The organism is Neorhizobium sp. IRS_2294, assembly GCF_050500145.1.
GTDB classification, from domain to species: Bacteria; Pseudomonadota; Alphaproteobacteria; order Rhizobiales; family Rhizobiaceae; genus Neorhizobium; species Neorhizobium soli.
The window spans coordinates 1,285,464-1,307,962 of the sequence record NZ_CP191440.1; the positions used below are offsets into that span (position 1 = coordinate 1,285,464).

Consider the following 22,499-nt stretch of genomic DNA (forward strand, 5'->3'; position numbering starts at 1 on the left):
ACGATTTCATCTTGAGGAGAACGCGCCTTGGATACTCCCGCCATCAGCGATATTGGCCTCGATTCTGATGTCGAGATCGCGGTTCGCCAGGAACTGACGCTCGTCGCACTTGGCAAGCTGCCGGCGGATACATCGCTCCGGGTAGGGCGGCTGCTTGATGTCAGCACCCGGATATGGCGCACCGATCAGGAAATCATCATCAAGGGCCGCCGCATTGCCTATGTCGGCGATGCGGGATCCTATCCGGGCACCGTCTCTCACCGGGTGCATGAACCCGATCTGGCTGCCATTCCAGGGCTTGGAGAGGTGCACAAGCATATCGAAAGCTCGCATTTGACACCGGAATGGGAAGCAGTACTCGTTCTTCCCCGCGGCAATACCTGGACCTGTGAGGCAAGCCATGAGTTTTCGAACGTCAACGGCGCGAGGACGCTTGAATTCTGGCTGAAGGCCCGCGCGGCCGGTTCGCCGCTCAAGATCTTTCCGCTGCCCGGCTCGGCCGTGCCGCCCACAGGTTATGAGCACGGTGGCGGCTATCTCGGCTACGACGAGCAGAAGCAGTTCATGACCGAAAGCCTGATGGTTGCGGGTCTCGACGAGGTGATGGACTGGCCGGGCGTGTGGGACAGAACCAGCCCTTCCTACGACCGGCTCTGGGGCATGATCAGAGCAACATTTGAGAAGCGCGGCGTCGTCGAAGGTCACGCGGCCGGCATTCGCGACATTCCGACCATCAACGCTTTCGCCGCCGCCGGCCTTGCCTCCGATCACGAAGCCTGGACCGTCGAGGAGTTCTGGGACAAGCTGACCCTCGGCCTCTTCATGGAACTGCGCCCGCACAGTCTGCCGGAGGTCATCGCCGGTCTTCTCGAGAAGGGCCTCGCGGACTGGTCGCAGATCGCGCTGACGACCGACGATCGCAGCGCTTCCGATACGCTGACACTCGGCGCCACCGATTACAATGTTCGCCTCGCCATCAAGGCAGGCCTGGCGCCCGAGATCGCCATCCAATGCGTGACGATCAACCCGGCCCGTCACATGCGCCTGACGCCCTGGGTCGGTACGATCGCGCCGGGACGTTATGCCGATATCGTGCTTCTGTCCGATGTCGAAAAATTCGAGATCGCCAAGGTCTGGGCCGATGGCATCCAGGTCTCGGAGGGCAAGCGCTATCTGCCCGAGGTGCCCAAAATCGACTGGCCGGACTGGGCAACGAAGACCATCAATATCGGCCGCGAGCTGACGGCCGCGGATTTCGCGATCGCCGCTCACCCCGGCCGCGAAACGATGACGGCTGCGGTGTTGCGACCGTTCCACTGGACCGATGATTTCCTGACCTTCGAGCTTCCCGTCGAAGATGGGCTCGTCCAGCGCGATGCCGATCGCAACATCACCAAGTTCTCGATCGTCGACCGCTTCTCGGGCAAGGGAGCGGTGTCGAAAATGTTCTGGCTCGGCTGCGGTCCACGAACGCCGGACACGGCGCTTGCCTGCTCCATGGCGCATGACAAGCACAATATCTGGTGCGTCGGATCGTCGGATGAGGCCATGGCCACCGCCGTCAACGCCGTCGCCGCCAATGACGGTGGATGGGCATTGGTCCGCGATGGAAACGTCGTTGCACGGGTTCGCTACGAGGTGGCGGGGCTGATGAGCTGCCGGTCGGCGGAAGCGCTGCACGAGGAGATGCAGGCGCTCTATGCCGAGGGCGAAAAGGTCGAGTGGATGTTCGAGCCGAGTTTCCATCCGCGCTGGTCCGCCGGCTTCCCGGAGCGTCTCGCCTTTGCGACGCTGACCTGCGCTCCCTGGCGCTGGGTGCTGGTCGCCCCGAGCGATTATGCACCGCAGGGGTTCGTCAACGTCCAGACCGGTAAAACCCATCCGGTCGTGTTTTGACGCGGCGTCACGCTCCGAGCTTCGGCCAGGTATCCGACAGACGATAGCCGCCCGGCCACGGATCGGACGGATCGAGCATCAGCTGATGCGTGCCGGTAATCCAGGCGCGGCCGGAGATCAGCGGGTAGATTGCCTCGCGATCACCGACACGCGTCGTCGAATCGATACGGCAGTGGAATTCCGAACCGATGATCGAGCGTCCGATATAGGTCTCGCCGATCGCCATTTCGCCGCGGGCGTAGAGAACCGCCATACGCGCCGAGCAGCCCGTGCCGGTGGGTGACCTGTCGATCTTGCCGGGCTGGATGACGACGGCGTTTGCACCGCTCAGCACGCCGTTTTCCCGGGTGAGGGGAGTTGCAATCTGGCAGAAGGAAATGTGGTCCCAGCCGGCATTGTCCGGATGGGTAAAGCCGATCTGCTCGTTGGCGGCCGCGGTAATCTTCACGCCCGCTTCTGCAATCTCGCGTGCCTCGTCGGGTTTCACCTCGAACCCCAGTGAAGCCGCATCGACGATGACGAAACTGTCGCCGCCATAGGCTGTGTCAACCGTCAGTGTTCCGAAGCCGGCCACTTCCAGCGACACTGCGAGCTTGTCCGTAAAGGATGGCACGTTGCGCACCGTAATCCGTTCGGCCTTGCCGTCGCGGCATTCCGCTGTGACCTCGACCAGGCCGCCTGGCGCTTCGAGCGTCATGCGTGTCACCGGCTCGGTCATGGGAATGATGCCGGTGTCGAGCAGTACGGTCGCAACACAGATGGAGTTGGAGCCGGACATCGGTGGCGTGTCGGCGGGCTCCATGATGATCCAGCCCATCTGGGCGCGCGGATCCTTCGGCGGCACCAGCAGGTTCACGTGCCGGAAGACACCGCCACGGGGCTCGTTCAGCACGAAGTTGCGCAGCGTCTCGTCACGGGCGATGAAGCGGGACTGGTCCCAGAGTGTATCGCCCGGCGGCGGGAGTACACCGCCGACGATGACATCCCCGACTTCGCCCTCCGCATGGCAGCTGACGATGTGGATGACCTTTGATGTGCGCAAACGCGACCCCCCGGCAGATGTTACCGCTTGGGTGTCATCAGGTAATGCCCGACGCCCCAGACCTCTCCCTTGTCATGGCCGAACAATCCGGCAGTGGCAAGGAAGAACAGACGCCAGCGACGCTGCCAGAGGCAGGCGTTCTTCCCATAGACGTCCTTCAAAATTGGTTGGATCTGCCCGATCTCGCGATCGAAATTTTCAAGCCAGTGCATCGCGGTGCGGCGATAGTTGAGACCCGACCAGCGCCAGTCTTGTTCGACGGTGAAAATATCATCGAAACGCCGCGGCAGGTCGTGCGCGGGCATGATGCCGCCGGTGAAGAAATGGTGGGCAATCCAGTCAGCTGGGTTGTCGTGCTCGAACCGGTAGGACCGATCCTTGTGGGTGAACACGTGCAGGAACAGCTTTCCGTCGGGCTTCAGCCAGCCTCTTGTGCGCTCCATAAGGCCTCGCCAGTTCGACATGTGTTCGAACATTTCCACCGAAACGACCCGGTCGTAGGTCTCATCCGTCGAAAAGTCGTTCATGTCGGCGGTGATGACGGTGAGGTTGTCGAGCTTCAGCCGCTCGATTTCGCTGAGGATGTGCTCACGCTGCGGGGCCGAGTTGGAGACGGAGGTGATCCGGGCATTGGGAAAATGCTGGGCCATGTAGAGCGACAGCGAACCCCAGCCGCAGCCGAGCTCGAGAATGTCCATTCCATCACTCAGTTCCGCGTGTCGCACGGTCTCGGCCAGCGCGTAGGATTCCGCTTCCGCAAGCGTGGTATCGTCAGCCAGATACAATGCGCAGGAGTATTTCCGCTGTGGACCGAGAGCGAGGCTGAAGAACTCTGGCGGGAGTTCGTAATGCTGGCGGTTGGCATCATCCGTATGGGTGGCGATCGGAAAGTCGGCCATCGACCTTGCGAACGCGTCCTCGGCGGTTGCCGGCGTGGAGGCCAGCTTCCGCTTGGTGCGACCGCATAGAAAGTCGATCCCGGCAAGCGTCACGCCATCGCTTAAGGGTGCTCGTTCAGCCGTATTGATGGCAAAGGCCAGCATGTTCATCGTGGCGTTCCCTTATTGTGTTGAGAGTTTGGATCGACGCGGACCGGGGAAAAATGCGTTGACGCGTGCCTGGACAGCACGGAACTGGTCACCCCGGGATTTCAGCATGTGTTCCTCAAGCGGCGGAATGCCGGAGACGTGCACCAGCAGCCAGTACATCATCACCGGTGCGAGAAGCGCGATCGCGGCAAAGCCCAGCGCCGGAAGCGCCATCAGCGGCCAGCTGCACCAGAACAGCCATTCGAAGAAATAGTTAGGGTGGCGGGAATAGGCCCACAGCCCCTTCTGGCAGATTTCCCGCTTGGCTTCCGGCGTCTTGCGGAATCTCGAGAGCTGAACGTCGGCTACCATCTCGCCGATAACGGCAATCGCTGCCACGGCAAGCGCGAGAAGATCGCCCACCTGCGGGTATTCTGTCGGGTTCGAAGCGGCGCAGTAGACTGCAAGCACAAGAATGAAGGCAGCGACCGCCTGGATCTGGAGAAAATAGAACAGGCGGAAGGAAGCGCGATCGCCCCATTCCTTGATAAGCTTTTCGTAGCGGGGATCCTCGCCACCGAGCCGCGTGCGGGCGCCAATATGGAAGGCAAGCCTCAGCGACCAGGCCGCAACGATGACGATTGCTGTCACGCGGCGCTCGACGGGACCGGCCGCCAGATAGGCCGCAGCCACGCCGCCGACGCCGACGGCCAGCGACCAGATCGTGTCTATCCAGCCGCTCGCACCCGTCGCGCGCTGTACGGCCCAGGAGATTGCCATGGCCAGCGACAGGCCTATCGCCAGAAAAATGAGGTGAATGTAATCCATTGGTCTCCTCGAACGTAGAAAGCCCGACACGTTCTTTGTGTCCCTCTACGGCTGACATAGCCAATCAGTTTCATGGACTTGGAAAAAATGTCGCAAAAAGAAGTGATATTGCGTGAAACTCTCTATCTCAATCTCTCGTAATGATTACAGAGCCCACAGGGCAGGTGATCGATTGCTTTGGGAGCTGGGGGAATTGTATGGCATTTCGTGAGACGCATAGGACCTCGGGACGTCGACGCATCGCAGTTGTCGGGAGTGGAATATCCGGCATGTCCGCTGCATGGCTTCTGGCCAAGGCCCACGATGTTACCATGTTCGAGGCAGCCGATCGTATCGGCGGCCACAGCCATACCGTGGATTTCGACGCATCGGGAAGAACCGTTTCCGTCGACACCGGCTTCATCGTCTATAACGAGGTGACCTATCCTAATCTGACGGCGTTGTTCCGTCATTTGGATGTTCCAACCACGGCCTCCAGCATGTCCTTCGCCGTCTCTCTCGACGATGGCGGTTTCGAATATTCTGGTGGCACAGGGTTCGGACTGTTCGCCCAGAAGTCCAACATCGTCAGCCCACGCTTCTGGTCGATGATGCGCGATCTCGTCCGCTTCTACCGCAATGCGCCGCGTGACCTGTCGACGATGGGCGGTTTGTCACTCGATGACTACCTCGACCGGCATCACTACGGCCGGGCGTTCCGCGACGACCATCTCTACCCGATGGCGGCTGCGATCTGGTCGATGCCCGCGGGTAAGGTGGGTGAGTATCCCGCGGTCAACTTCGTCCGCTTCTGCGGCAATCACGGGCTGCTCGAACTCTGGAACCGTCCGATCTGGCGCACGGTGACGGGCGGAAGCCGGGAATATGTGGATCGCCTGACAGCTGACTTTCGCGATCGCATTCGCCTGTCGACACCCGTCCAGGCGATCAGGCGAACCGGTGGCGGTGTTGAAATTTCTACCGGACCGGACGGATGGCAGGCATTCGACGAGGTGGTGATCGCCACCCACGCAGATCAGGCACGTCGTCTTCTGTCGGACGCTGATGACCACGAGACACGCATTCTGGGTGCCTTCCGCTATTCCCGCAACGAGGCGATTCTGCACAGCGACCAGAGCTTCATGCCGAAGCGCAAGGGCGCATGGTCCAGCTGGAATTATTCGGCAAAGACCGGCGAGGCGCAGGTCCAGCCTGCCATCACCTACTGGATGAACAAGCTGCAGCCGCTTGGCGATGCGCCGCCGACCTTTGTGACACTCAATCCCCCACGTCAGCCCCGCGAGGACGCCGTCATTCGGCGCGAGATCTACGAGCATCCGATCTTCGACATGGCAACCGAACGGGCACAACGGGAAATCTGGTCGCTTCAGGGTGTGCGCAACACATGGTTCTGCGGCGCCCACTTCGGCTCGGGCTTTCATGAGGACGGCCTTCAGGCAGGCCTCGCGGTTGCCGAAGACCTTGGCGGTACGCGGCGTCCCTGGAAGGTCGCGGAGGAAAGCGCCCGCATCGTGCGCCGGCCGCTCGGCGCTACCGTTCCGATCGAGGTCACGGCATGACGGCTTCGTTTCGGTCGGCGCTTTATCCCGGTCATGTCACGCATGCACGCATGCGGCCGAAAGAGCATCGGCTGGCCTACAGGATCTATTCGCTGCTGATCGATCTCGATGAGCTCGACGCGCTCGATCGTGGTCTGAAACTGTTTTCGGTCGATCGGTTCAATCTCTTTTCGTTTCGTCGGAAAGATCGCGGCGACCGCTCGGGAACCGATCTTCGGGGCCAGATCGAGCAGTTGATGCGCGAAGCCGGGCTGGAGCCGGATGGCGGGGCGATCAAGCTTCTCACCATGCCGAGAATCCTCGGCTGGGCCTTCAATCCGCTCAGCATCTTCTTCTGCTACGGACGCGACGGCGAGGTGAAGGCGATCCTGTGGGAAGTGGACAACACATTCGGGGAACGCCATGGCTACCTCATCCCGGCCGATAATCGTGTCGGCGGCGAGATCGTCCAGCACTGCGACAAGGCATTTTATGTCTCGCCGTTCATGGACATGGACCAGCGCTATACCTTTCGCGTGACGCCGCCGTCCGAACGGCTGTCGATCAAGATCGATACATTCGATGCCGAGGGGCCGATGCTGACTGCCCGTCATCTCGCGCACCGCCGTGATCTGACAGACCGGGCGCTTCTGAAGGCCTTCTTCGCCATTCCCTTCCTGACGCTCCGGGTCGTCGGCGGCATCCATTGGGAGGCACTGAAAATCTGGCTCAAGGGCGTGCGTTTGCGCAAGCGTCCAAAGCCACCGGAAAACCCCGTCTCCGTCACTCCTGCTGTTCCCCTACGCAAAGTGGAAATCCATGAGCCAATCTGACGAATTCACCTCCGTAACGACCGATCGCACACCCGGAGCTGGCGTTGCCGGCTTCGGCGCGCGCGTCGTGAACCGGCTGCTGAGCGGTATCCGCTACGGTTCCATTCGCGTTGTGCTGCCTTCCGGTCGCACCATAGAGATGGCCGGGCCGGAAAAAGGGCCGGACGCCGTTATCGTCATCAAGCGCTGGCGGATGCTGAGCCGCGTTCTGCATGCGGGCGACATCGGCTTTGCAGAAGGATATCTCAAGCAGGAATGGACGACACCTGATCTTACCAATGTGATCCGGTTTGCGGCACGCAATCGGCATGGGCTGACGCTTGCGACCCATGGGGGCTATCTCGGCCGGATCGCGGTTCGCCTGTCGCATCTTCTCAACGCCAATACCAAGCGCGGCAGCAAACGCAATATCGAGGCCCATTACGATCTCGGCAACGAGTTCTACGCTGAGTGGCTAGACCCTTCGATGTTCTATTCCTCGGCGCTCTACGAGCATCAGGGACAGTCTCTCGAAGATGCCCAGCGTCAGAAACTCGAGCGTATCCGCGAAAAGCTCGCCATGAGCCAAGGCGACAGCGTGCTCGAGATCGGCTGCGGCTGGGGCGCTCTTGCCTTGGACCTCGCACAGAACGTCAATGCCCGGGTCACCGGCCTTACTCTTTCTCCTTCGCAGCTGGCCTTTGCAAACGAGCGCATCCGGCAGGCCGGTGTGGAGGGGCAGATCGATCTACGACTGCAGGACTACCGCGATACATCAGGGCAATTCGACCGGATCGTCTCGATCGAGATGTTCGAAGCGGTCGGAGAGGCCTATTGGCCAGCTTATTTCGACACCATCCGTCGCTGTTTGAAGCCCGGTGGCCGTGCGGTTTTGCAGGTGATCTCGATCAACGAGGACCGCTTCGATTCCTATCGGCGCAATCCGGATTTCATCCAGAAATACGTGTTTCCGGGAGGGTTTCTTCCCTCGGACAGCGCGTTCACGGCAGCCGTTGAGAAATCCGGGCTTGTCGTCAGCGACATCGAACATTTTGGCGCGTCCTATGCGCGGACGCTGGCCGAGTGGCGGACGCGGTTTCACGCCGCCTGGCCGAAGATTGCGGAACTCGGTTTCGACAGCCGTTTCCGTAGGTTGTGGGACTACTACCTTTGCTATTGCGAGGCTGGCTTCGAGGAGGAAGCGATCAATGTTGGCTTCTATACGATTGAACATGCGTAATCTGGGTTTGCGAGGCGGTGCTGTCGCAGCACTCTTGTCACTGTCGGCAGGGCCGCTTCTTGCCGCCGATCTGGACGGCAACTGGGCTCGTGGCGACGGCAATGCCAAGGTCGAGATCGCGCCTTGCGGCGCCCAGATCTGCGCCACCAACACATGGATCAAGCCCGGATCGGGAAGCGAGAAGGCCGGCGACAAGCTGGTCATGAGGATCGACCGAACAGCTGACGGATCCTATTCCGGTACCGCCTTTGATCCACAACGCAACATGACGTTCAAGATCACGGTCGTTGTCGCGGAAAAGAAGATGACGACAAAAGGCTGCGTTGCTGGCGGTATTCTTTGCCGTGCCGTCAACTGGTCCCGCATCGACTGACACAGAAAGAGGGAACGAACCCATGGCGAAGATCTCGCTGAAGACGCTGGCTCTTGCCTACATCACCACGTTCATCGTGTTCGGCGCGATAGACTCCGTCTGGCTCAGCACGATGACAAGCCTGCTTTACCGGCCGGTCATGGGCGACATGCTTCTGCCGAGTTTCCGTCTCGCGCCTGCCGTGATCTTCTACCTTCTCTACATCGGCGGACTGACGCTGATGGCAGTGCGTCCGGCCCTGATTGCAGGCGGTGTCGGAGCAGCGGTGCGGCAGGGAGCAGCGATCGGGTTTATGTCGTACATGACCTACGATCTCACCAACCATGCGGTCATGAAGAACTGGTCGACGCTGCTTTCCGTGGCCGACATCATTTGGGGAACCTTGCTTTCGGGTCTCGCCAGCGGTCTTGCCACCTGGATCGTTCTGCGGTTCTTCAGAACAAAACACCACTAAGCGTTTCGAAAACAATATGGCCGGGAAATCCCGGCCATATCTTTGAGCTATTACTGTTCAGGCTCCTCGGCCACGGTCGGCTGACCGCGCTGGTCGAGTATCTCTCGTTTGCCCACATGGTTGGCCGGGCCGACCAGCCCATCCTTCTCCATGCGTTCGACAAGCGATGCGGCCCTGTTGTAGCCGATCGATAGGCGGCGCTGGATGTAGGAGGTCGAGCACTTCTTGTCGCGCATGACGACCTTGATCGCCTGCTCGTACATCTCGTCCCGGTCTTCCTCGCTGATCGCGGACCTGTCGAAGACCGCCTGGTCTTCCTCCTCGACCTCTTCACCCTCTTCGTCTTCCGTGACGCTGCCGAGATAGAGCGGCTGGCCTTGCGTCTTCAGATGCGCAACGATGCGCTCGACTTCCTGGTCCGACACGAAGGGACCGTGAACGCGAGCAATGCGTCCGCCGCCCACCATATGCAGCATGTCGCCCTGACCGAGCAGGTTTTCAGCACCCTGTTCGCCAAGGATCGTACGGCTGTCGATCTTGGACGTCACCTGGAAGGAGATACGGGTCGGGAAGTTCGCCTTGATCGTACCGGTGATGACGTCGACCGAAGGCCGCTGCGTCGCCATGATCAGGTGGATGCCGGCAGCACGCGCCATCTGCGCAAGCCGCTGGATCGCACCTTCGATCTCCTTGCCGGCCACCATCATCAGGTCGGCCATCTCGTCGACGATGACGACGATATACGGCAACGGCGTCAGGTCCATGTCCTGCTGCTCGTTGATCGGCTCGCCGGTCTGACGGTCGAAACCGACCTGGACGCTGATCGAGATGACCTCGCCGGATGCGGACGCGGCCGCCACACGAGCGTTGAAGCCGTCGATATTGCGAACGCCGAGACGCGACATCTTGCGATAGCGGTCTTCCATTTCGCGCACGGCCCATTTCAGCGCCAGAACCGCTTTCTTGGGGTCGGTCACGACAGGGGTGAGCAGATGCGGGATACCGTCATAGGCCGACAATTCGAGCATCTTCGGATCGACCATGATCAGCCTGCACTGGTCCGGCCGCAGACGGTAGATCAGCGATAGGATCATCGTGTTGACCGCGACCGACTTGCCTGAACCGGTCGTGCCGGCGACGAGCAGGTGCGGCATCTTCGCAAGCTCGGCGACGACGGGTTCTCCGCCGATCGTTTTGCCAAGGCAAAGCGGAAGCCTGAAGCCGGTACCCGCATAGGTGCCGCTTTCGATCAGCTCACGCAGGTAGACGGTTTCGCGCACGGGATTTGGCAGTTCGATACCGATCACGTTGCGACCGGGAACGACAGCCACGCGGGCCGAAAGCGCTGACATGGAGCGGGCGATATCGTCCGAAAGACCGATGACGCGCGAGGATTTGACGCCGGGTGCCGGGGCGAATTCGTAGAGCGTCACGACAGGGCCGGGACGAACGTCGATGATCTCGCCGCGGATGCCGAAATCCTCCAGCACGCTTTCCAAAAGCCCGGCGCTCTGTTCCAGGCTTTCCTGGCTGACGGGGCTGATCTGGTCGTCCACCGGTGCCTGCAGCAATTCGATCGACGGGAACTCGTAGTCGTCGGACGCATGCAGCGGTTCGGTGTTAAACGGCCGGATCGGAGAGATCGCGCGGGTCGCCATGACAACCTGCCGCGTCGACTTTACTGGCACAACGGGAGCGACCGCAGGCGCCGGGGCCTCGACGACGGTCTCAGCGATGACGGGCGCAACGATAACAGGCTCAGGAATGACAGGCTCAGGAATGACCGGAGCAGCGATGACGGGCGCATCCTGCACTGGAGGCACCACCGGATTTGGCGCAGCATCGTGGCCGGACTGGCGCAACGTGATCGAACGATAGAGATCAAGCGGCGACGGCCCCACCGGAATTTCTTCAACCAGACGTTTGGTCAGGGTCTCGATCGGCTGGCGAATGACCGGCGCCCTCAGGGCAACCCGCACAGGTTCGGGCCGGACCGGCTGTTTCGGATAGGTCGGGAGCGGACGCTGAGCAACGAACACAGGTCTCTGCTCGACCTTTGGAGGGGGAGGCGGGGTCAGCGCGAACTCTTCGCCGGTGGCCTCTCCAAGGCTCATCACCTCGAAGAACAGATGATCCGGCAGGTTGGCGATCGGAGACTGTCTTTCAGTGCTAATCACGGGAGCATCAATCACTGCTTCAGGCTGCGGCGGCGCAACTGCGACCAGCACCGGTTCAACGGTTTCCCTGGCAAACGTGGCCCGGCGTTCCCTCAGCGCCTGATCGAGAGTGCCGACGAGATTGCGGGCGCCGGGTTCAGGCGACAGGAAGCTGCCGATAGAGGTTGACAGCGCGTCGCCGTCATGTCTTTGGGTGAAAGTAATCTCGGAAATCTCCTGAACGGCTGGCGCCGCCATAGAGGGAGTGACAGCCTCGGGGACGGCGTGGGAAGCGACGGCTTCGCCCTCCGCTTCCGGGCCGGAGGGTGCCCCACGCCTGGAGATGGTTTTCTCCGGCGTGCGGGTGAAACGAACGGTCGGGCCCAACATGAAGGCCTTCTGCCAGTCCGGCAGCGCCTCGATCTCGTGGGCCTGCATCTGGACTGTCGACACGATGTCGCAAGCCACCTGTTGCCCCGCATTCGGGGGCTCAGGCGGATTTATGGGGTGAGAGTGGCCGGTATCCGGCAGTTCGGAAGCCTGGGCTTCCAGCTTGTCAGTTTCGCGAAATTGCGGGCCTGTGAGACGCATTGCCACCAATGAAACCATATGAACAAATCTGGGACACGAACGTCCTTGGATATAAAACAAACATTAACCATGCGTTGCCGGCGCCGATAAATCGTCGAGCGCGGTGATGGCCTGTGACAAAAGGCGCCGGTGAAATGGTCTTTGGGACGGAACAGACTCGGGCAGTTGGTGGTTATTGGGTCAACTGTAGTCGTCAAGATGGAGCCCCCATGTCGAGTCCGAATTCGTTTGAAATGTCACGACGGGATCTTCTCGTCGCAACCGCTGCCGGCTCTGTGGCCGTGGCAAATAGCAACAGAGCTGCAAATGCGCAGGCGGCAACACCGCCTCCCCGGCCGGGGACGGCGACGTCGCGGGTGGGTTTTGTCGTCAACGGCACACGCCAGGATCTCGATCTCGACAACCGTACGACCCTGCTCGACGCGTTGCGTGAGAACCTGCACCTGACCGGCACCAAGAAGGGTTGCGATCACGGCCAGTGCGGCGCCTGTACTGTCATGGTCGATGGTCGCCGCATCAATTCGTGCCTGTCGCTTGCCATCATGCACGAGGGCTCCGAGATCACCACGATCGAAGGCCTTGGCACACCGGACGAGATGCATCCGATGCAGACGGCATTCGTCAAGCACGATGGCTTCCAGTGCGGCTATTGCACCCCTGGGCAAATCTGTTCCTCCGTCGCCGTTCTTGAAGAAATCAAGGCCGGCATTCCGAGCCATGTAACGGAAGACCTGACCGCCCCCACTCAGGTTTCCGAGATGGAAATCCGCGAACGTATGAGCGGCAATATCTGTCGATGCGGGGCCTACCCGAACATTGTTGCGGCTATCACGGAAGTTTCGGGGAGGCAGGCATGAAACAGTTTACTTATGAACGCGCCGCATCACCGGCTGAAGCTGCGTCCAAGGCCGCCAACAACCAGAACGCCAAGTTCATCGCGGGAGGCACCAACCTCCTTGACCTGATGAAGCTAGAGATCGAATCACCGACTCATCTCATCGACGTCAACGGTCTCGACCTCGACAAGATCGAACAGAGCGAAGATGGCGGCGTCCGGATCGGAGCGCTCGTGCGCAATACGGATCTCGCCTCGGACGAGCGCATCCGCCGCGACTACGGCGTGCTTTCGCGCGCACTTCTCGCAGGCGCATCGGGTCAGCTCCGCAACAAGGCAACGACGGCCGGCAACCTGTTGCAGCGGACGCGCTGTCCTTACTTCTACGACACCGCCCAGCCTTGCAACAAGCGAAAGCCCGGTAGCGGCTGTTCCGCCATCGGCGGCGTGACCCGCCAGCTGGGCGTGATCGGCGTCAGCGATGCCTGCATCGCCACCCACCCCGGCGACATGGCAATCGCCATGCGTGCCCTCGATGCAACCGTTGAGACGGTCAAGCCCGATGGCGCAACACGCGCGATCCCGATTGCCGACTTCCATAAACTGCCCGGCGATACGCCCGAGATCGAAACCACGCTTGAGCGCGGCGAGATCATCACGGCCGTTACGCTGCCGGCACCTGTGGGTGGGAAGCACGTGTATCGCAAGGTGAGAGACCGTGCGTCCTATGCGTTCGCTCTTGTGTCGGTTGCCGCGATCATCCAGCCGGATGGCACCGGTCGCGTTGCGGTCGGCGGTGTGGCTCCCAAACCATGGCGCGTCGAAGAGGCGGAAGCCGACTTGCCGCAGGGGTCCAAGGCCGTGATGGCCAAGGTCTTTGCAGGCGCAAAGCCAACCGAAGAAAATTCGTTCAAGGTGACACTGGCGGAGCGCACGCTCGCCGGCATCCTTGAAGAAACCAAGGGGTAAGCCATGCTATTCGATCGTCCCGCCACGACCAATCCCATCGACCAGATGAAGGTGGTCGGCCAGCACATCAAGCGTATCGACGGCCCTAAAAAGGTCACCGGCACGGCGACCTATGCCTATGAATGGAACCACGCCAACCTCAATGTTGCCTACGGCTATCCCGTAGGCGCCGGCATCGCAAAGGGTCGGATCAGCTCGATGGATATCCAGGCGGCCCGCAACGCTCCGGGCGTTCTGGCTGTCGTCACGGCTGAAACGGCTGGCAAGCTCTCCAAGGGCAAGATGAATGCGGCCAAGCTTCTCGGTGGCCCCGAGATCTCGCATTATCACCAGGCCATCGCCGTCGTCGTCGCTGAAACCTTTGAGCAGGCTCGCGCCGCAGCGAGCCTCATCAAGGTGGATTACGTTCGCGCTCCCGGTTCCTACGATCTGGAAGCAGCGAAGGACACGGCCAAGAAGCCGGAGGGCTCCGAAGGTGAAGACGCAGACACCTCTGCCGGCAACTTCGACAAGGCGTTCGCCGAGGCAGCGGTCAAGTTCGACCAGACCTACACGACACCCGACCAGTCACATGCGATGATGGAGCCGCATTCGTCTCTTGCCATGTGGGACGGCGACGAAGTTACGGTCTGGACCTCGAACCAGATGATTGCCTGGAACAAGTCAGAAATGGCGATCACGCTCGGCATCGATCCGGAGAAAGTCCATATCATGTCGCCGTTTGTCGGCGGTGGTTTCGGCTCAAAGCTTTTCCTCCGGTCGGATGCGGTGCTTGCAGCGCTTGGTGCGAAAGCGGCGGGACGCCCCGTCAAGCTTGCGCTTCCGCGTCCCTTCGTGATGAACAACACGACGCACCGCCCGGCAACGATCCAGCGTATCCGCATCGGCACCACGCAGGAAGGCAAGATAACCGCGATTGCTCACGAAAGCTGGAACGGCAATCTGCCGGGCGGCAGCCTGGAAACAGCCGTGGCGCAGACTCGTCTTCTCTACGCCGGCGAAAACCGGATGACGTCGATGCGGCTTGCGGCGCTTGATCTGCCAGAGGGCAATGCGATGCGCGCACCGGGCGAAGCGCCTGGTCTCATGGCGCTTGAAATCGCCATGGACGAACTGGCCGAGCAGCTCAACCTCGACCCCGTCGAATTGCGGATCATCAACGACACGCAGGTTGATCCGGAAAAGCCTGAACGGAAGTTCTCGCACCGTCAGCTGGTCGAATGTCTTCGCCGGGGTGCTGAAACCTTCGGCTGGGACAAGCGCAACGCCGAGACGGGTCGCGTCAAGGACGGACGCTGGATGGTTGGCATGGGTGTTGCGGCAGCGTTCCGCAACAACATGAACATGAAGTCTGGCGCCCGCGTGCGGCTCGATTCCGAAGGCGTCGTGACTGTCGAAACCGACATGACGGATATCGGTACGGGTAGCTACACGATCATCGCCCAGACCGCGGCCGAAATGATGGGCGTAACGATCGACAAGGTTGCCGTAGAACTAGGCGATTCCCGCTTCCCGGCGTCGTCGGGATCGGGCGGACAGTGGGGCGGAAACAGCTCCACCGCCGGCGTCTACGCCGCATGCGTGGCGCTGCGGGATGCGATCTCGCAAAAGGTCGGTTTCAACTCCGCAGATGTCACGTTTGCCGACGGCCAGATCCGTTCCGGCAACCGCAGCATTGCTCTCGCTGAGGCAGCTGGCAAGGATGGTGTCGTTGCGGAAGATACGATCGAGTATGGCGATCTTGCAGAAGAGATGCAGCAATCGACATTCGGTGCCCATTTCGTCGAGGTCGGCGTCGACATGTACACGGCTGAAATCCGAGTTCGGCGCATGCTGAGCGTCTGTGCAGCAGGGCGCATTCTCAACCCGATCACGGCCCGCAGCCAGGTCATCGGTGCGATGACGATGGGCGTCGGCGGCGCCTTCATGGAAGAACTGGCCGTCGACAAGCGTCGCGGCTTCTTCGTCAACCATGATCTCGCCGGCTACGAAGTTCCTGTCCATGCCGATATTCCGCATCAGGATGTCATCTTTCTCGATGAGACGGATCCGACCACTTCGCCGATGAAGGCAAAGGGTGTTGGCGAACTCGGCCTTTGCGGTGTGGCGGCAGCGCTTTCCAACGCCGTGCACAACGCAACCGGCGTACGTATCCGGGATTACCCTGTCACGCTCGACAAGCTGCTGCGCGACATGCCGCAGGTCGGCTGATCCGCTGGCACCGTTACGCAAACCTCTGGCCGGAGCATCCACGGATGCTTCGGCCTTATATTTTTAGAACCTCGTCGCGCCAGAAGACGATAACATAGCCGCCGCGTGCTTCAGCGTTGGATGCCCATGCCTTGAACTGCGGCATATAGGGCGGATGACGCCACAGATCGGGATAGTCGGGATCGGCAAGGACCGTAATCTGCTGTCCTTCCCCATAGACCATCAGGTGGGATCTTTGAGGAGCCCACTCGTCGCCCAGTCCTTCGCGCGTTAGCCAATGACAGACGAAGTCGCGGCAAAGCATCGGTCGATCCTGGTAGATGGAACAGCCTTGTCCGGCAACGCAGTGCCTGCACCACTCGTCGGCAGGCTTGTCCAGATCATCAATGTCCGGCAACCGGCAGCAAAGGGTGCAGGTTCCGCACGCGCGGCCCTCGACAATGGCTGGTGTCATTCTTGCGATACGCTTCCTGCGTCTTCGGGATACCCCCGGTCTGCGACCTTCAAACAGTTTCGTTCAAGAGCCGCACGCGATTGAAGAGGCTGCCGGATCCAGAGTTGGGTGCGGGAGGCCGCAAAACGGCACCGCCCGCATATCACTGCGGGGTGTGTGACGCAAGAAAAGCGCTTCGGTTCCTACGCATGCGGGAAACGGAAGTTTAATCGATGAGCCTTAAGTCTGATGCAAACGGAGATTTTTCCACAATGACGACGAGTTGCCAAGGCTGCCGCGACGGCGCAGCATTCGAACTACCGTTCTCGATGGCATTCCAGCCGATCGTCGACATCGCAACAGGCAAGGTTTTCGCCCACGAAGCGCTTGTTCGCGGTCCAAACGGAGAAGGCGCCGGGTCAGTTCTATCGCAGGTGCAGGCCGACAACCGCTATGCGTTCGATCAGCAGTGCCGGGTCAAGGCGATCGAACTTGCCGCGCAGCTCTACGACCCCGCTGACGACGTGAAACTGTCGATCAACTTCATGCCGAACGCCGTCTACGAACCGCGGGCGTGTATCCGCCTGACGCTTGCCACGGCCATGAAGACGGGTTTTCCGCTTGATCGCATCATCTTCGAGTTCACCGAGAACGAGGAGTTGGATACCAAGCACATCCTTCACATCCTGCGGACATACCGGGATATGGGCTTTAAAACTGCGATCGACGACTTCGGTTCAGGCCACTCCGGCCTCGGCCTCCTCAGTCATTTCCAGCCCGATATCGTCAAGCTGGATATGGACATGATCAGAGGGATCGACACCGATCCGGTCCGGCGCACCATCGTCAAGCACACGTTGCGGATGCTCGAAGAACTCAACATCGTGCCGCTCTGCGAAGGCGTCGAAACCGTCGGCGAAATGTCGGCCCTGCGGGATTTGGGCGTGTCCCTCATCCAGGGCTACCTGCTCGCCAAGCCAAGCTTCGAACACCTCGCCATCCCGGCTTCCGCGAAGGCGATGCTTGCTGCTGCGGCCTGAGAAACGGTGGGATAGGCGAACCAAAGCGGAATGAAAGGTCCGGTATCGGTTTCGACGCAGTGGAAACAGGCAGAGATGCCTACTGGACGCTGGCAAGGGCAAGCTCAGGCTAGCTCGATTTGACGAGTGAAACAGCGCGTTCATTCACGTTCGAGACAGCTTGACGTCAATCGAGACAGTACTTTTCGCGCCGGAATGCAGGTGGGGGATATTTCCAGAAGGGATGCAAAATCAACGCTCTTACGAGCGAGTGGTGCCCCATGCCGGCGCACCTAAAATCAATGAATACAATGGGGTTAGCGAGCGTCTGGACACTTGGTGACGCCACGCGATCGTTATGGTTTTTCGAAAAGTGTCCAGACCTTGAGGACATAAATTCAGGCAAGTGACCGCTGAACTCGGGGCGCAACCGGAAGGGCCGTCGAGCCAGGGGGCCGATACCCTCTCTCCAGCAACGCCCTCACACTCTAGACCGCTCTCAGCGGGCAGTAATCTCGTGCATACTTGACGTGCGCCAAAATCGTGTCAGGCTTGTCTGCCTTAGGACAATGCGTAACCACCACTGCCGAGGTTTGGGTAATGTCGCCTGACCGTTTCAGGGAATGCCTACGCGTTATACGTTGGACCCCGATCAACATCGCCTCTCTGCTGGAATGTGATCTGTCTTGGATAGAGGCGCTTGAAGCGGGCACTGAAGAGGTTCCCGTTGGGCTTGCTGCCTGGCTGGAAGTGCTGGCGCAATCCCACGAGGCCTTACCACCTCCTCGCACCTACAGGGGTCGGCGCGCCGCACCGTCCTCATGGGAGCGCCCCCGGCACACTCTTTCCTGAGACAGCCGCCGATAGCCCATATTAAGTTTGTTCTTGCCTTGTTCTTTTTACGCGACCGATTTAGGTTCGCCGTCATGAGCGAGATCGGAACCATAGGCGACGCATTCAATCAAGGTTGGCAGCTCTCTGCCGCCTGCCGTCATGGCCTTGTCGATACTGGCAGCAGCAGCCGGAAATGCGACTGGAAGTACAACCTCGACATGACGACCTTGGTCGCAACTCGCGGCCGCGACTTTCCGATCGATAGAGTGTCCGAGCGTTTGCGTTGTCCCCGATGCGGAAGCCGCAAGATCTCAGTATTTTTCGTGACACCATCGATGCCGACTAGAAAGACAGCTGGCCGTTGAGAACCAACAGTATCAGGTGCCCGCATCCTTGAAACCAATGCCACTGGATTACCAGGTTCATGAAGCTCTCAAAATCCTTGCCCGCTACAAGCATGTCAGTAAGGGAGACTTCATCCTGCGGCGGGTCGGCGCGACGGCGATCGCTTCGCTTGTGGAAACCGGCCTTGCAACAGTCGGCCGGGGACGGAACGGGGGCATCGTGTACACACTCACCGCAGCAGGGAAGGCACGACTACCGTCGGACCGTAGCTCGACATAATCGAAAAAGAGCCCGCAAACCCTGAGGGGCAGCGGGCTAGTTTGGGGAAGGCCGGAATGCCTTCGGGGTAAGGGTAATTCTCGCAGCAACGAGAATCAACCATTTAACGATGGTAGCTCTCCATGCGGGTACAGTCGATCTCTCACTGCCAGAACTGCTAGTCGATCATCCTTGCCTTCACTGCTACGGTAACAAACCGAAGGAGAAGATGATGCACAGAATGAAGTCCGAAGACATTCCCGCGTTCGTCGAGGAAGTGGCCGCAACCGGCTGCAACATTACGGGGATCGCAGGCGTTGGTTACCTAATCGGCGATGCGGACCTTCCAGACGACCAGTTTGAGGAGGTGATGCCGAAGCTATCCGAAATCACGGATGCCTACGGTAAGCGCGACCATCTCCTTGAGGAAATCACTGAGTATCTCGTTTCGATCGGTCGAAGCTATCCGCCGCCGGAGATGCACTAACACTTAAGGAAAGGTGTCGAACGAGCACGAGGCATCTCAAACCGCGACACAACTACAATTTAACCAATCATATTAACGGAACGGATGTGTTCTCTAGGTAGAAACATGACACGCCGGGACAACCCGTTCCACGGCACGAATACCGGGGGATTGCATGTCTGTTTTTGCACGTTTTATGAAGGATGAATCGGGCGCTACCGCGATCGAATACGGACTCATCGCGGCTCTTATCTCAGTTGCGCTGATCGCTGGAGCGACCACGCTCGGTGGCGCACTGAATAACCAGTTCACAAACCTTTCGAAGAAGCTCAGCTGTGGATCCGCTGCCACCACTTGCTGATCGATGGTCAGCTGCAACGTAGTCTGACTAAAGATGGCGAAAGAACTCAAGTATTCGGGTCAGCCTTTCACCTCTAGTTAACGTCCAGATTGTACCTCGGGAAGTGGACACCATTTCCGGCGTCCAGCACTCAACTCACCGAACAATGGGACCTCCGTTGTTCGGTTTTTTGCTTGCAAGGCCCCTTGCCCTCTGACCTTCGAGATCCGGGAGAGTTGTGAGGGCTTGGATATCCTAAGTGTAGCCGGTGGGACTTCATGCCGCTGTGTAATGCCGTCGAAATATCAATGACATAGCATCCCCGCACCGTACTTTTGACACCCATTGATTTGCTTTGGCTATTCGCACAACCGACCGCACCTTTGAACCTTCCACTCATAGGGAAAGTTGATGCGATGAACATGACTTTGAGTGCCGTTGAACAGAGCCGGACGATGTCCGTACGAGCGTTCTCGGAAGCCGCCGAGAGCTACATTAGGCATGGCGGAGAGGCGAAATATCTCGACGCAATCTTAGCGAAGATCGGCCATCTACCTCTAACTGCGATCTACCCTTTCGACGTACGGGAGTTGGCAAAGGCGCTCTATCCGGAGCACTCCAACGCCACACGCAATCGCTGTGTCGTCACGCCCGTCCGAGCAGTTTGCCACCATGCCTACGATCGTGGATGGGGGCCAACCATCAGCATCAAGAATTTCAAGCAAGAACGACCTAAGCGAAAGAAGGCCGCTACTCAGGCATGGCTTCACGCATTCGTTCGGCAATGCGCAGAGGACGGGCTCCCCCACCTTGCCGCGCTTGTTCTTTTCATGAGCGAAACCGGAGCCAGGGTCTCTGAAGCGGTCTCAGTCGTGTGGAGGGATGTAGATCTTCCGGGGAGGACCGTCCTGCTCGTTAAGACGAAGACGGATCGCAATTCCACCAGGTTTCTGCCGGATCAGTTAATGGCCCGCCTGTACGAGCTTGCGGAGGGTGCAGCACCGCATGATCGGGTATTTCGATACAAGAACCGCCATGCAGTTAACGAGCGGATCGCGGCGGTATGTGACAGGGCAGGGATCTCTTACAAGCCGTCGCACACTTGCGGCCGGCACGCGTTCGCAACGAATACCCTGGAGATGGGTCTAGACATCAAATCGATCATGGACGCGGGCGGCTGGCGGAGCGTGGCGGTGTTTCTCGGGACGTATGCCAACCCTAGGAACGCTGGTCGCATAGTTGCCGATCGGCACAACCTCTACCAGTTCGACAACGACCTTTGATCCCGCGGCTTCGCCCAGATAGGGCTCAAGACGCGTTTTCTTGCAACGGTTGCGAGAGCGCCATATCGAGGAACTGCCTTATATAACCGGACTTCAGGATATAAACGAATTCTCCGCCTGCCCTCATGATCATGCCGGCGTAGTAAATCTGGAACTTCCCATCAACCACCTGCACAGAGAATGCAGTACCACCGCTAAGCCCATCCGGGTCGAAGTCCATGGCTTCCGGAAGCTTCAACAACAACAGACAATCGTCGGCCGGCTGCGAATGCAACAGACAAACAAGGCGCCGCTTCACCATCCCAAGATGGTTCAGCTCCTCTAACTCGTACACCTGGTCCTTATACGGATACCCTGCAACAACGAGAAAGAGAGTATCGTCCGCCACAGCATTAGGCGGAATTTTCCGAAACTCAAAGAAGCGCTCCTTCAATTGAGTGTGGTGGCGGCACGGCTCAGTGAAATCGAATACAGCAATGTCGCTCCACTCATTTTCGGACCCGCCACCTAGATGTCGGATACCTTCAGAGGATAGGCAAAGTTGGCCGTCACGGGTTAAAAGCGACACAGACTCCAAATCGCGATACTTGAGCTGATGCCAAGTGCAAACCGCAAGATATCGCCCCTGGTATCTGAGCAAACTTGTAGAGCCGCAAGTCGACACGCGGTAAACGGGATCATCGTTCCACGTTAAGAGCTGGTCTGCGTATCTGGCTAAGGTCTGATACAACGCGCTTCCCGGAATAAGCAGGTCATTCATCCAAGCGCTCCGACCTACTAAGTCGCCCATGACCGTTCTGCTGTTCTTAGCCATACTGTTATGTTGCCAGCGGAAGAGGTAAACATCAATCCATGCCTGGAACGGCGCTTACTAGCGATTTTAATTCGAGTACCAATTGGACGGCGAAATAGCTGGAATTCACAAGCAAAAACAATAAAATGTTGCGCCGGTGAGGGGTTCTAAAGCCCCTCTGTTATTGCTTCGTAATTATAGACGTTCCCCGCACCGCATCACATTCCGACCAACGCGAAGTGACGCGCGCATGCAGGTCGCTGTCACAATGCCTACTGCAAATTGAACTAGCTTACGTGCCGAAACTATGCGCTGATAGCATCTGGATGTTGTTGGAGGTCTATCATGGCGTTTATAAAGATTGGCGGCGGCGCAAAAATTGAAAATCTAGATGTTTCGAACAATAGGTTTGTGGGTCCAGGAAATTTCATTGAGATTGACGACAACGCAGTATTGATCAACGTGACTGCGGACTCGAATATCCACTTCACTGCTGAAGCATTGCAGATTCTCAAAAAGGTCAAAGCGTCCGGCCAAGATAAGCAAGCTGCGACAGCCGTGATTACGAGATTGCTTGGTGCAGCGGCAGACGCCGCCGCCATAGGTGTGCTTGTGGCGCAGGTTTGGCAGGGTCTTTAATCCGCTATTCGTCAGTAACGATACGCTAGGTTGGACGTACACTTGAAGAAGCTCACGCTTTGAACAGCAATGTCCCCAAAAACCTATGACCAAGTCTGCTCTATAGCGTTTGATCG

The 22,499-nt window shown here is 59.2% G+C and carries 22 protein-coding genes; 16 read left to right on the forward strand and 6 right to left on the reverse strand.

Annotation, left to right across the window (positions count from 1 at the left end; translation table 11 throughout):
* Positions 1–27: 27 nt before the first annotated feature.
* Positions 28–1,896 carry an adenine deaminase gene (locus ACQY1K_RS23040; protein WP_430259733.1) on the forward strand — a complete coding sequence of 623 codons (1,869 nt, stop codon included), beginning with the start codon at positions 28–30 and terminating at the stop codon, positions 1,894–1,896.
* A 7-nt stretch (positions 1,897–1,903) separates the two neighbouring features.
* Here the strand turns inward: ACQY1K_RS23040 and ACQY1K_RS23045 are convergent, their stop codons facing one another.
* The 3 genes from ACQY1K_RS23045 to ACQY1K_RS23055 are packed head-to-tail and all read right to left on the reverse strand — an operon-like array spanning position 1,904 to position 4,794.
* Positions 1,904–2,938: a trans-3-hydroxy-L-proline dehydratase gene (locus ACQY1K_RS23045; protein ID WP_430259735.1), complete on the reverse strand. Its 1,035-nt coding sequence runs from the start codon at positions 2,936–2,938 to the stop codon at positions 1,904–1,906.
* Between the two features lie 20 nt (positions 2,939–2,958).
* Positions 2,959–3,987 (reverse strand): SAM-dependent methyltransferase, encoded by a 1,029-nt coding sequence (locus ACQY1K_RS23050; protein WP_430259737.1) that lies wholly within the window; start codon positions 3,985–3,987, stop codon positions 2,959–2,961.
* A gap of 12 nt (positions 3,988–3,999) precedes the next feature.
* A complete protein-coding gene (locus tag ACQY1K_RS23055) occupies positions 4,000–4,794 on the reverse strand; it encodes a DUF1295 domain-containing protein (protein ID WP_430259739.1) in 795 nt (264 codons plus the stop codon).
* A gap of 197 nt (positions 4,795–4,991) precedes the next feature.
* Here ACQY1K_RS23055 and ACQY1K_RS23060 point away from each other — a divergent pair, with 197 nt between their 5' ends.
* The 5 genes from ACQY1K_RS23060 to ACQY1K_RS23080 are packed head-to-tail and all read left to right on the forward strand — an operon-like array spanning position 4,992 to position 9,211.
* Complete coding sequence (locus tag ACQY1K_RS23060; RefSeq protein ID WP_430259741.1) at positions 4,992–6,353, forward strand: NAD(P)/FAD-dependent oxidoreductase; 1,362 nt, start codon at positions 4,992–4,994, stop codon at positions 6,351–6,353.
* Positions 6,350–7,165, forward strand: a complete 816-nt coding sequence (locus tag ACQY1K_RS23065; RefSeq protein ID WP_430259743.1) for a DUF1365 domain-containing protein — start codon at positions 6,350–6,352, stop codon at positions 7,163–7,165. The genes ACQY1K_RS23060 and ACQY1K_RS23065 overlap by 4 nt, the downstream gene beginning before the upstream one ends.
* Positions 7,152–8,384, forward strand: coding sequence for an SAM-dependent methyltransferase (locus ACQY1K_RS23070; RefSeq protein WP_062454382.1), 1,233 nt, complete (start codon positions 7,152–7,154; stop codon positions 8,382–8,384). Before ACQY1K_RS23065 ends, ACQY1K_RS23070 begins: the two co-directional genes overlap by 14 nt.
* Positions 8,377–8,757: a DUF2147 domain-containing protein gene (locus ACQY1K_RS23075; RefSeq protein WP_062454379.1), complete on the forward strand. Its 381-nt coding sequence runs from the start codon at positions 8,377–8,379 to the stop codon at positions 8,755–8,757. Before ACQY1K_RS23070 ends, ACQY1K_RS23075 begins: the two co-directional genes overlap by 8 nt.
* Before the next feature lie 37 nt (positions 8,758–8,794).
* On the forward strand, positions 8,795–9,211 hold the full coding sequence (locus tag ACQY1K_RS23080; protein WP_062454982.1) for a DUF2177 family protein: 417 nt from the start codon (positions 8,795–8,797) through the stop codon (positions 9,209–9,211).
* A gap of 50 nt (positions 9,212–9,261) precedes the next feature.
* Here ACQY1K_RS23080 and ACQY1K_RS23085 read toward each other — a convergent pair whose 3' ends face one another.
* Positions 9,262–11,805, reverse strand: a complete 2,544-nt coding sequence (locus tag ACQY1K_RS23085; protein ID WP_430260643.1) for a DNA translocase FtsK — start codon at positions 11,803–11,805, stop codon at positions 9,262–9,264.
* A gap of 362 nt (positions 11,806–12,167) precedes the next feature.
* Between ACQY1K_RS23085 and paoA the strand changes: the two genes are divergently transcribed.
* Genes paoA through paoC form a run of 3 tightly spaced genes read left to right on the forward strand, consistent with a single transcriptional unit; the run spans position 12,168 to position 15,973 of the window.
* Positions 12,168–12,815, forward strand: coding sequence for an aldehyde dehydrogenase iron-sulfur subunit PaoA (gene paoA / locus ACQY1K_RS23090; protein ID WP_062454375.1), 648 nt, complete (start codon positions 12,168–12,170; stop codon positions 12,813–12,815).
* A complete protein-coding gene (locus ACQY1K_RS23095) occupies positions 12,812–13,762 on the forward strand; it encodes an FAD binding domain-containing protein (RefSeq protein WP_062577460.1) in 951 nt (316 codons plus the stop codon). The genes paoA and ACQY1K_RS23095 overlap by 4 nt, the downstream gene beginning before the upstream one ends.
* 3 nt (positions 13,763–13,765) lie before the next feature.
* Complete coding sequence (paoC, locus tag ACQY1K_RS23100; protein ID WP_430259745.1) at positions 13,766–15,973, forward strand: aldehyde oxidoreductase molybdenum-binding subunit PaoC; 2,208 nt, start codon at positions 13,766–13,768, stop codon at positions 15,971–15,973.
* Between the two features lie 55 nt (positions 15,974–16,028).
* On the opposite strand, the gene ACQY1K_RS23105 is transcribed toward paoC, so the two are convergent.
* Positions 16,029–16,427, reverse strand: a complete 399-nt coding sequence (locus ACQY1K_RS23105) for a hypothetical protein (RefSeq protein ID WP_325264175.1) — start codon at positions 16,425–16,427, stop codon at positions 16,029–16,031.
* A 251-nt stretch (positions 16,428–16,678) separates the two neighbouring features.
* On the opposite strand from ACQY1K_RS23105, the gene ACQY1K_RS23110 reads away from it, so the two are divergent.
* The 6 genes from ACQY1K_RS23110 (at position 16,679) to ACQY1K_RS23135 (ending at position 20,951) form a co-directional block, all read left to right on the forward strand.
* Complete coding sequence (locus ACQY1K_RS23110) at positions 16,679–17,446, forward strand: EAL domain-containing protein (protein WP_325264173.1); 768 nt, start codon at positions 16,679–16,681, stop codon at positions 17,444–17,446.
* 579 nt (positions 17,447–18,025) lie between these two features.
* Positions 18,026–18,277: a hypothetical protein gene (locus ACQY1K_RS23115; RefSeq protein ID WP_245341396.1), complete on the forward strand. Its 252-nt coding sequence runs from the start codon at positions 18,026–18,028 to the stop codon at positions 18,275–18,277.
* Between the two features lie 375 nt (positions 18,278–18,652).
* On the forward strand, positions 18,653–18,883 hold the full coding sequence (locus ACQY1K_RS23120; RefSeq protein WP_430259748.1) for a hypothetical protein: 231 nt from the start codon (positions 18,653–18,655) through the stop codon (positions 18,881–18,883).
* 208 nt (positions 18,884–19,091) lie between these two features.
* Positions 19,092–19,349 carry a hypothetical protein gene (locus tag ACQY1K_RS23125; RefSeq protein WP_430244924.1) on the forward strand — a complete coding sequence of 86 codons (258 nt, stop codon included), beginning with the start codon at positions 19,092–19,094 and terminating at the stop codon, positions 19,347–19,349.
* 154 nt (positions 19,350–19,503) lie between these two features.
* The gene (locus ACQY1K_RS23130) at positions 19,504–19,689 is read left to right on the forward strand and encodes a Flp family type IVb pilin (RefSeq protein ID WP_062581247.1); all 186 of its coding nucleotides are present in this window, start codon (positions 19,504–19,506) and stop codon (positions 19,687–19,689) included.
* A 395-nt stretch (positions 19,690–20,084) separates the two neighbouring features.
* The gene (locus tag ACQY1K_RS23135; protein WP_430259750.1) at positions 20,085–20,951 is read left to right on the forward strand and encodes a tyrosine-type recombinase/integrase; all 867 of its coding nucleotides are present in this window, start codon (positions 20,085–20,087) and stop codon (positions 20,949–20,951) included.
* A gap of 25 nt (positions 20,952–20,976) precedes the next feature.
* Here the strand turns inward: ACQY1K_RS23135 and ACQY1K_RS23140 are convergent, their stop codons facing one another.
* Positions 20,977–21,711 carry a hypothetical protein gene (locus tag ACQY1K_RS23140; RefSeq protein WP_430259752.1) on the reverse strand — a complete coding sequence of 245 codons (735 nt, stop codon included), beginning with the start codon at positions 21,709–21,711 and terminating at the stop codon, positions 20,977–20,979.
* A gap of 378 nt (positions 21,712–22,089) precedes the next feature.
* On the opposite strand from ACQY1K_RS23140, the gene ACQY1K_RS23145 reads away from it, so the two are divergent.
* On the forward strand, positions 22,090–22,383 hold the full coding sequence (locus ACQY1K_RS23145) for a hypothetical protein (RefSeq protein ID WP_430259754.1): 294 nt from the start codon (positions 22,090–22,092) through the stop codon (positions 22,381–22,383).
* The last annotated feature ends 116 nt before the right edge of the window (positions 22,384–22,499 follow it).

What these genes read in the sequence shown, in the direction of transcription:
- ACQY1K_RS23125 (WP_430244924.1), top strand. Translation starts at nt 19,092, where the DNA reads ATGATGCACAGAATGAAGTCCGAAGACATTCCCGCGTTCGTCGAGGAA.
- ACQY1K_RS23050 (WP_430259737.1), bottom strand. Translation starts at nt 3,987, where the DNA reads ATGAACATGCTGGCCTTTGCCATCAATACGGCTGAACGAGCACCCTTA.
- ACQY1K_RS23110 (WP_325264173.1), top strand. Translation starts at nt 16,679, where the DNA reads ATGACGACGAGTTGCCAAGGCTGCCGCGACGGCGCAGCATTCGAACTA.
- ACQY1K_RS23060 (WP_430259741.1), top strand. Translation starts at nt 4,992, where the DNA reads ATGGCATTTCGTGAGACGCATAGGACCTCGGGACGTCGACGCATCGCA.
- ACQY1K_RS23085 (WP_430260643.1), bottom strand. Translation starts at nt 11,805, where the DNA reads ATGCAGGCCCACGAGATCGAGGCGCTGCCGGACTGGCAGAAGGCCTTC.
- ACQY1K_RS23065 (WP_430259743.1), top strand. Translation starts at nt 6,350, where the DNA reads ATGACGGCTTCGTTTCGGTCGGCGCTTTATCCCGGTCATGTCACGCAT.
- ACQY1K_RS23130 (WP_062581247.1), top strand. Translation starts at nt 19,504, where the DNA reads ATGTCTGTTTTTGCACGTTTTATGAAGGATGAATCGGGCGCTACCGCG.
- ACQY1K_RS23070 (WP_062454382.1), top strand. Translation starts at nt 7,152, where the DNA reads ATGAGCCAATCTGACGAATTCACCTCCGTAACGACCGATCGCACACCC.
- ACQY1K_RS23145 (WP_430259754.1), top strand. Translation starts at nt 22,090, where the DNA reads ATGGCGTTTATAAAGATTGGCGGCGGCGCAAAAATTGAAAATCTAGAT.
- paoC (WP_430259745.1), top strand. Translation starts at nt 13,766, where the DNA reads ATGCTATTCGATCGTCCCGCCACGACCAATCCCATCGACCAGATGAAG.
- ACQY1K_RS23135 (WP_430259750.1), top strand. Translation starts at nt 20,085, where the DNA reads ATGAACATGACTTTGAGTGCCGTTGAACAGAGCCGGACGATGTCCGTA.
- ACQY1K_RS23075 (WP_062454379.1), top strand. Translation starts at nt 8,377, where the DNA reads ATGCGTAATCTGGGTTTGCGAGGCGGTGCTGTCGCAGCACTCTTGTCA.
- paoA (WP_062454375.1), top strand. Translation starts at nt 12,168, where the DNA reads ATGTCGAGTCCGAATTCGTTTGAAATGTCACGACGGGATCTTCTCGTC.
- ACQY1K_RS23105 (WP_325264175.1), bottom strand. Translation starts at nt 16,427, where the DNA reads ATGACACCAGCCATTGTCGAGGGCCGCGCGTGCGGAACCTGCACCCTT.
- ACQY1K_RS23140 (WP_430259752.1), bottom strand. Translation starts at nt 21,711, where the DNA reads ATGAATGACCTGCTTATTCCGGGAAGCGCGTTGTATCAGACCTTAGCC.
- ACQY1K_RS23115 (WP_245341396.1), top strand. Translation starts at nt 18,026, where the DNA reads ATGTCGCCTGACCGTTTCAGGGAATGCCTACGCGTTATACGTTGGACC.
- ACQY1K_RS23055 (WP_430259739.1), bottom strand. Translation starts at nt 4,794, where the DNA reads ATGGATTACATTCACCTCATTTTTCTGGCGATAGGCCTGTCGCTGGCC.
- ACQY1K_RS23095 (WP_062577460.1), top strand. Translation starts at nt 12,812, where the DNA reads ATGAAACAGTTTACTTATGAACGCGCCGCATCACCGGCTGAAGCTGCG.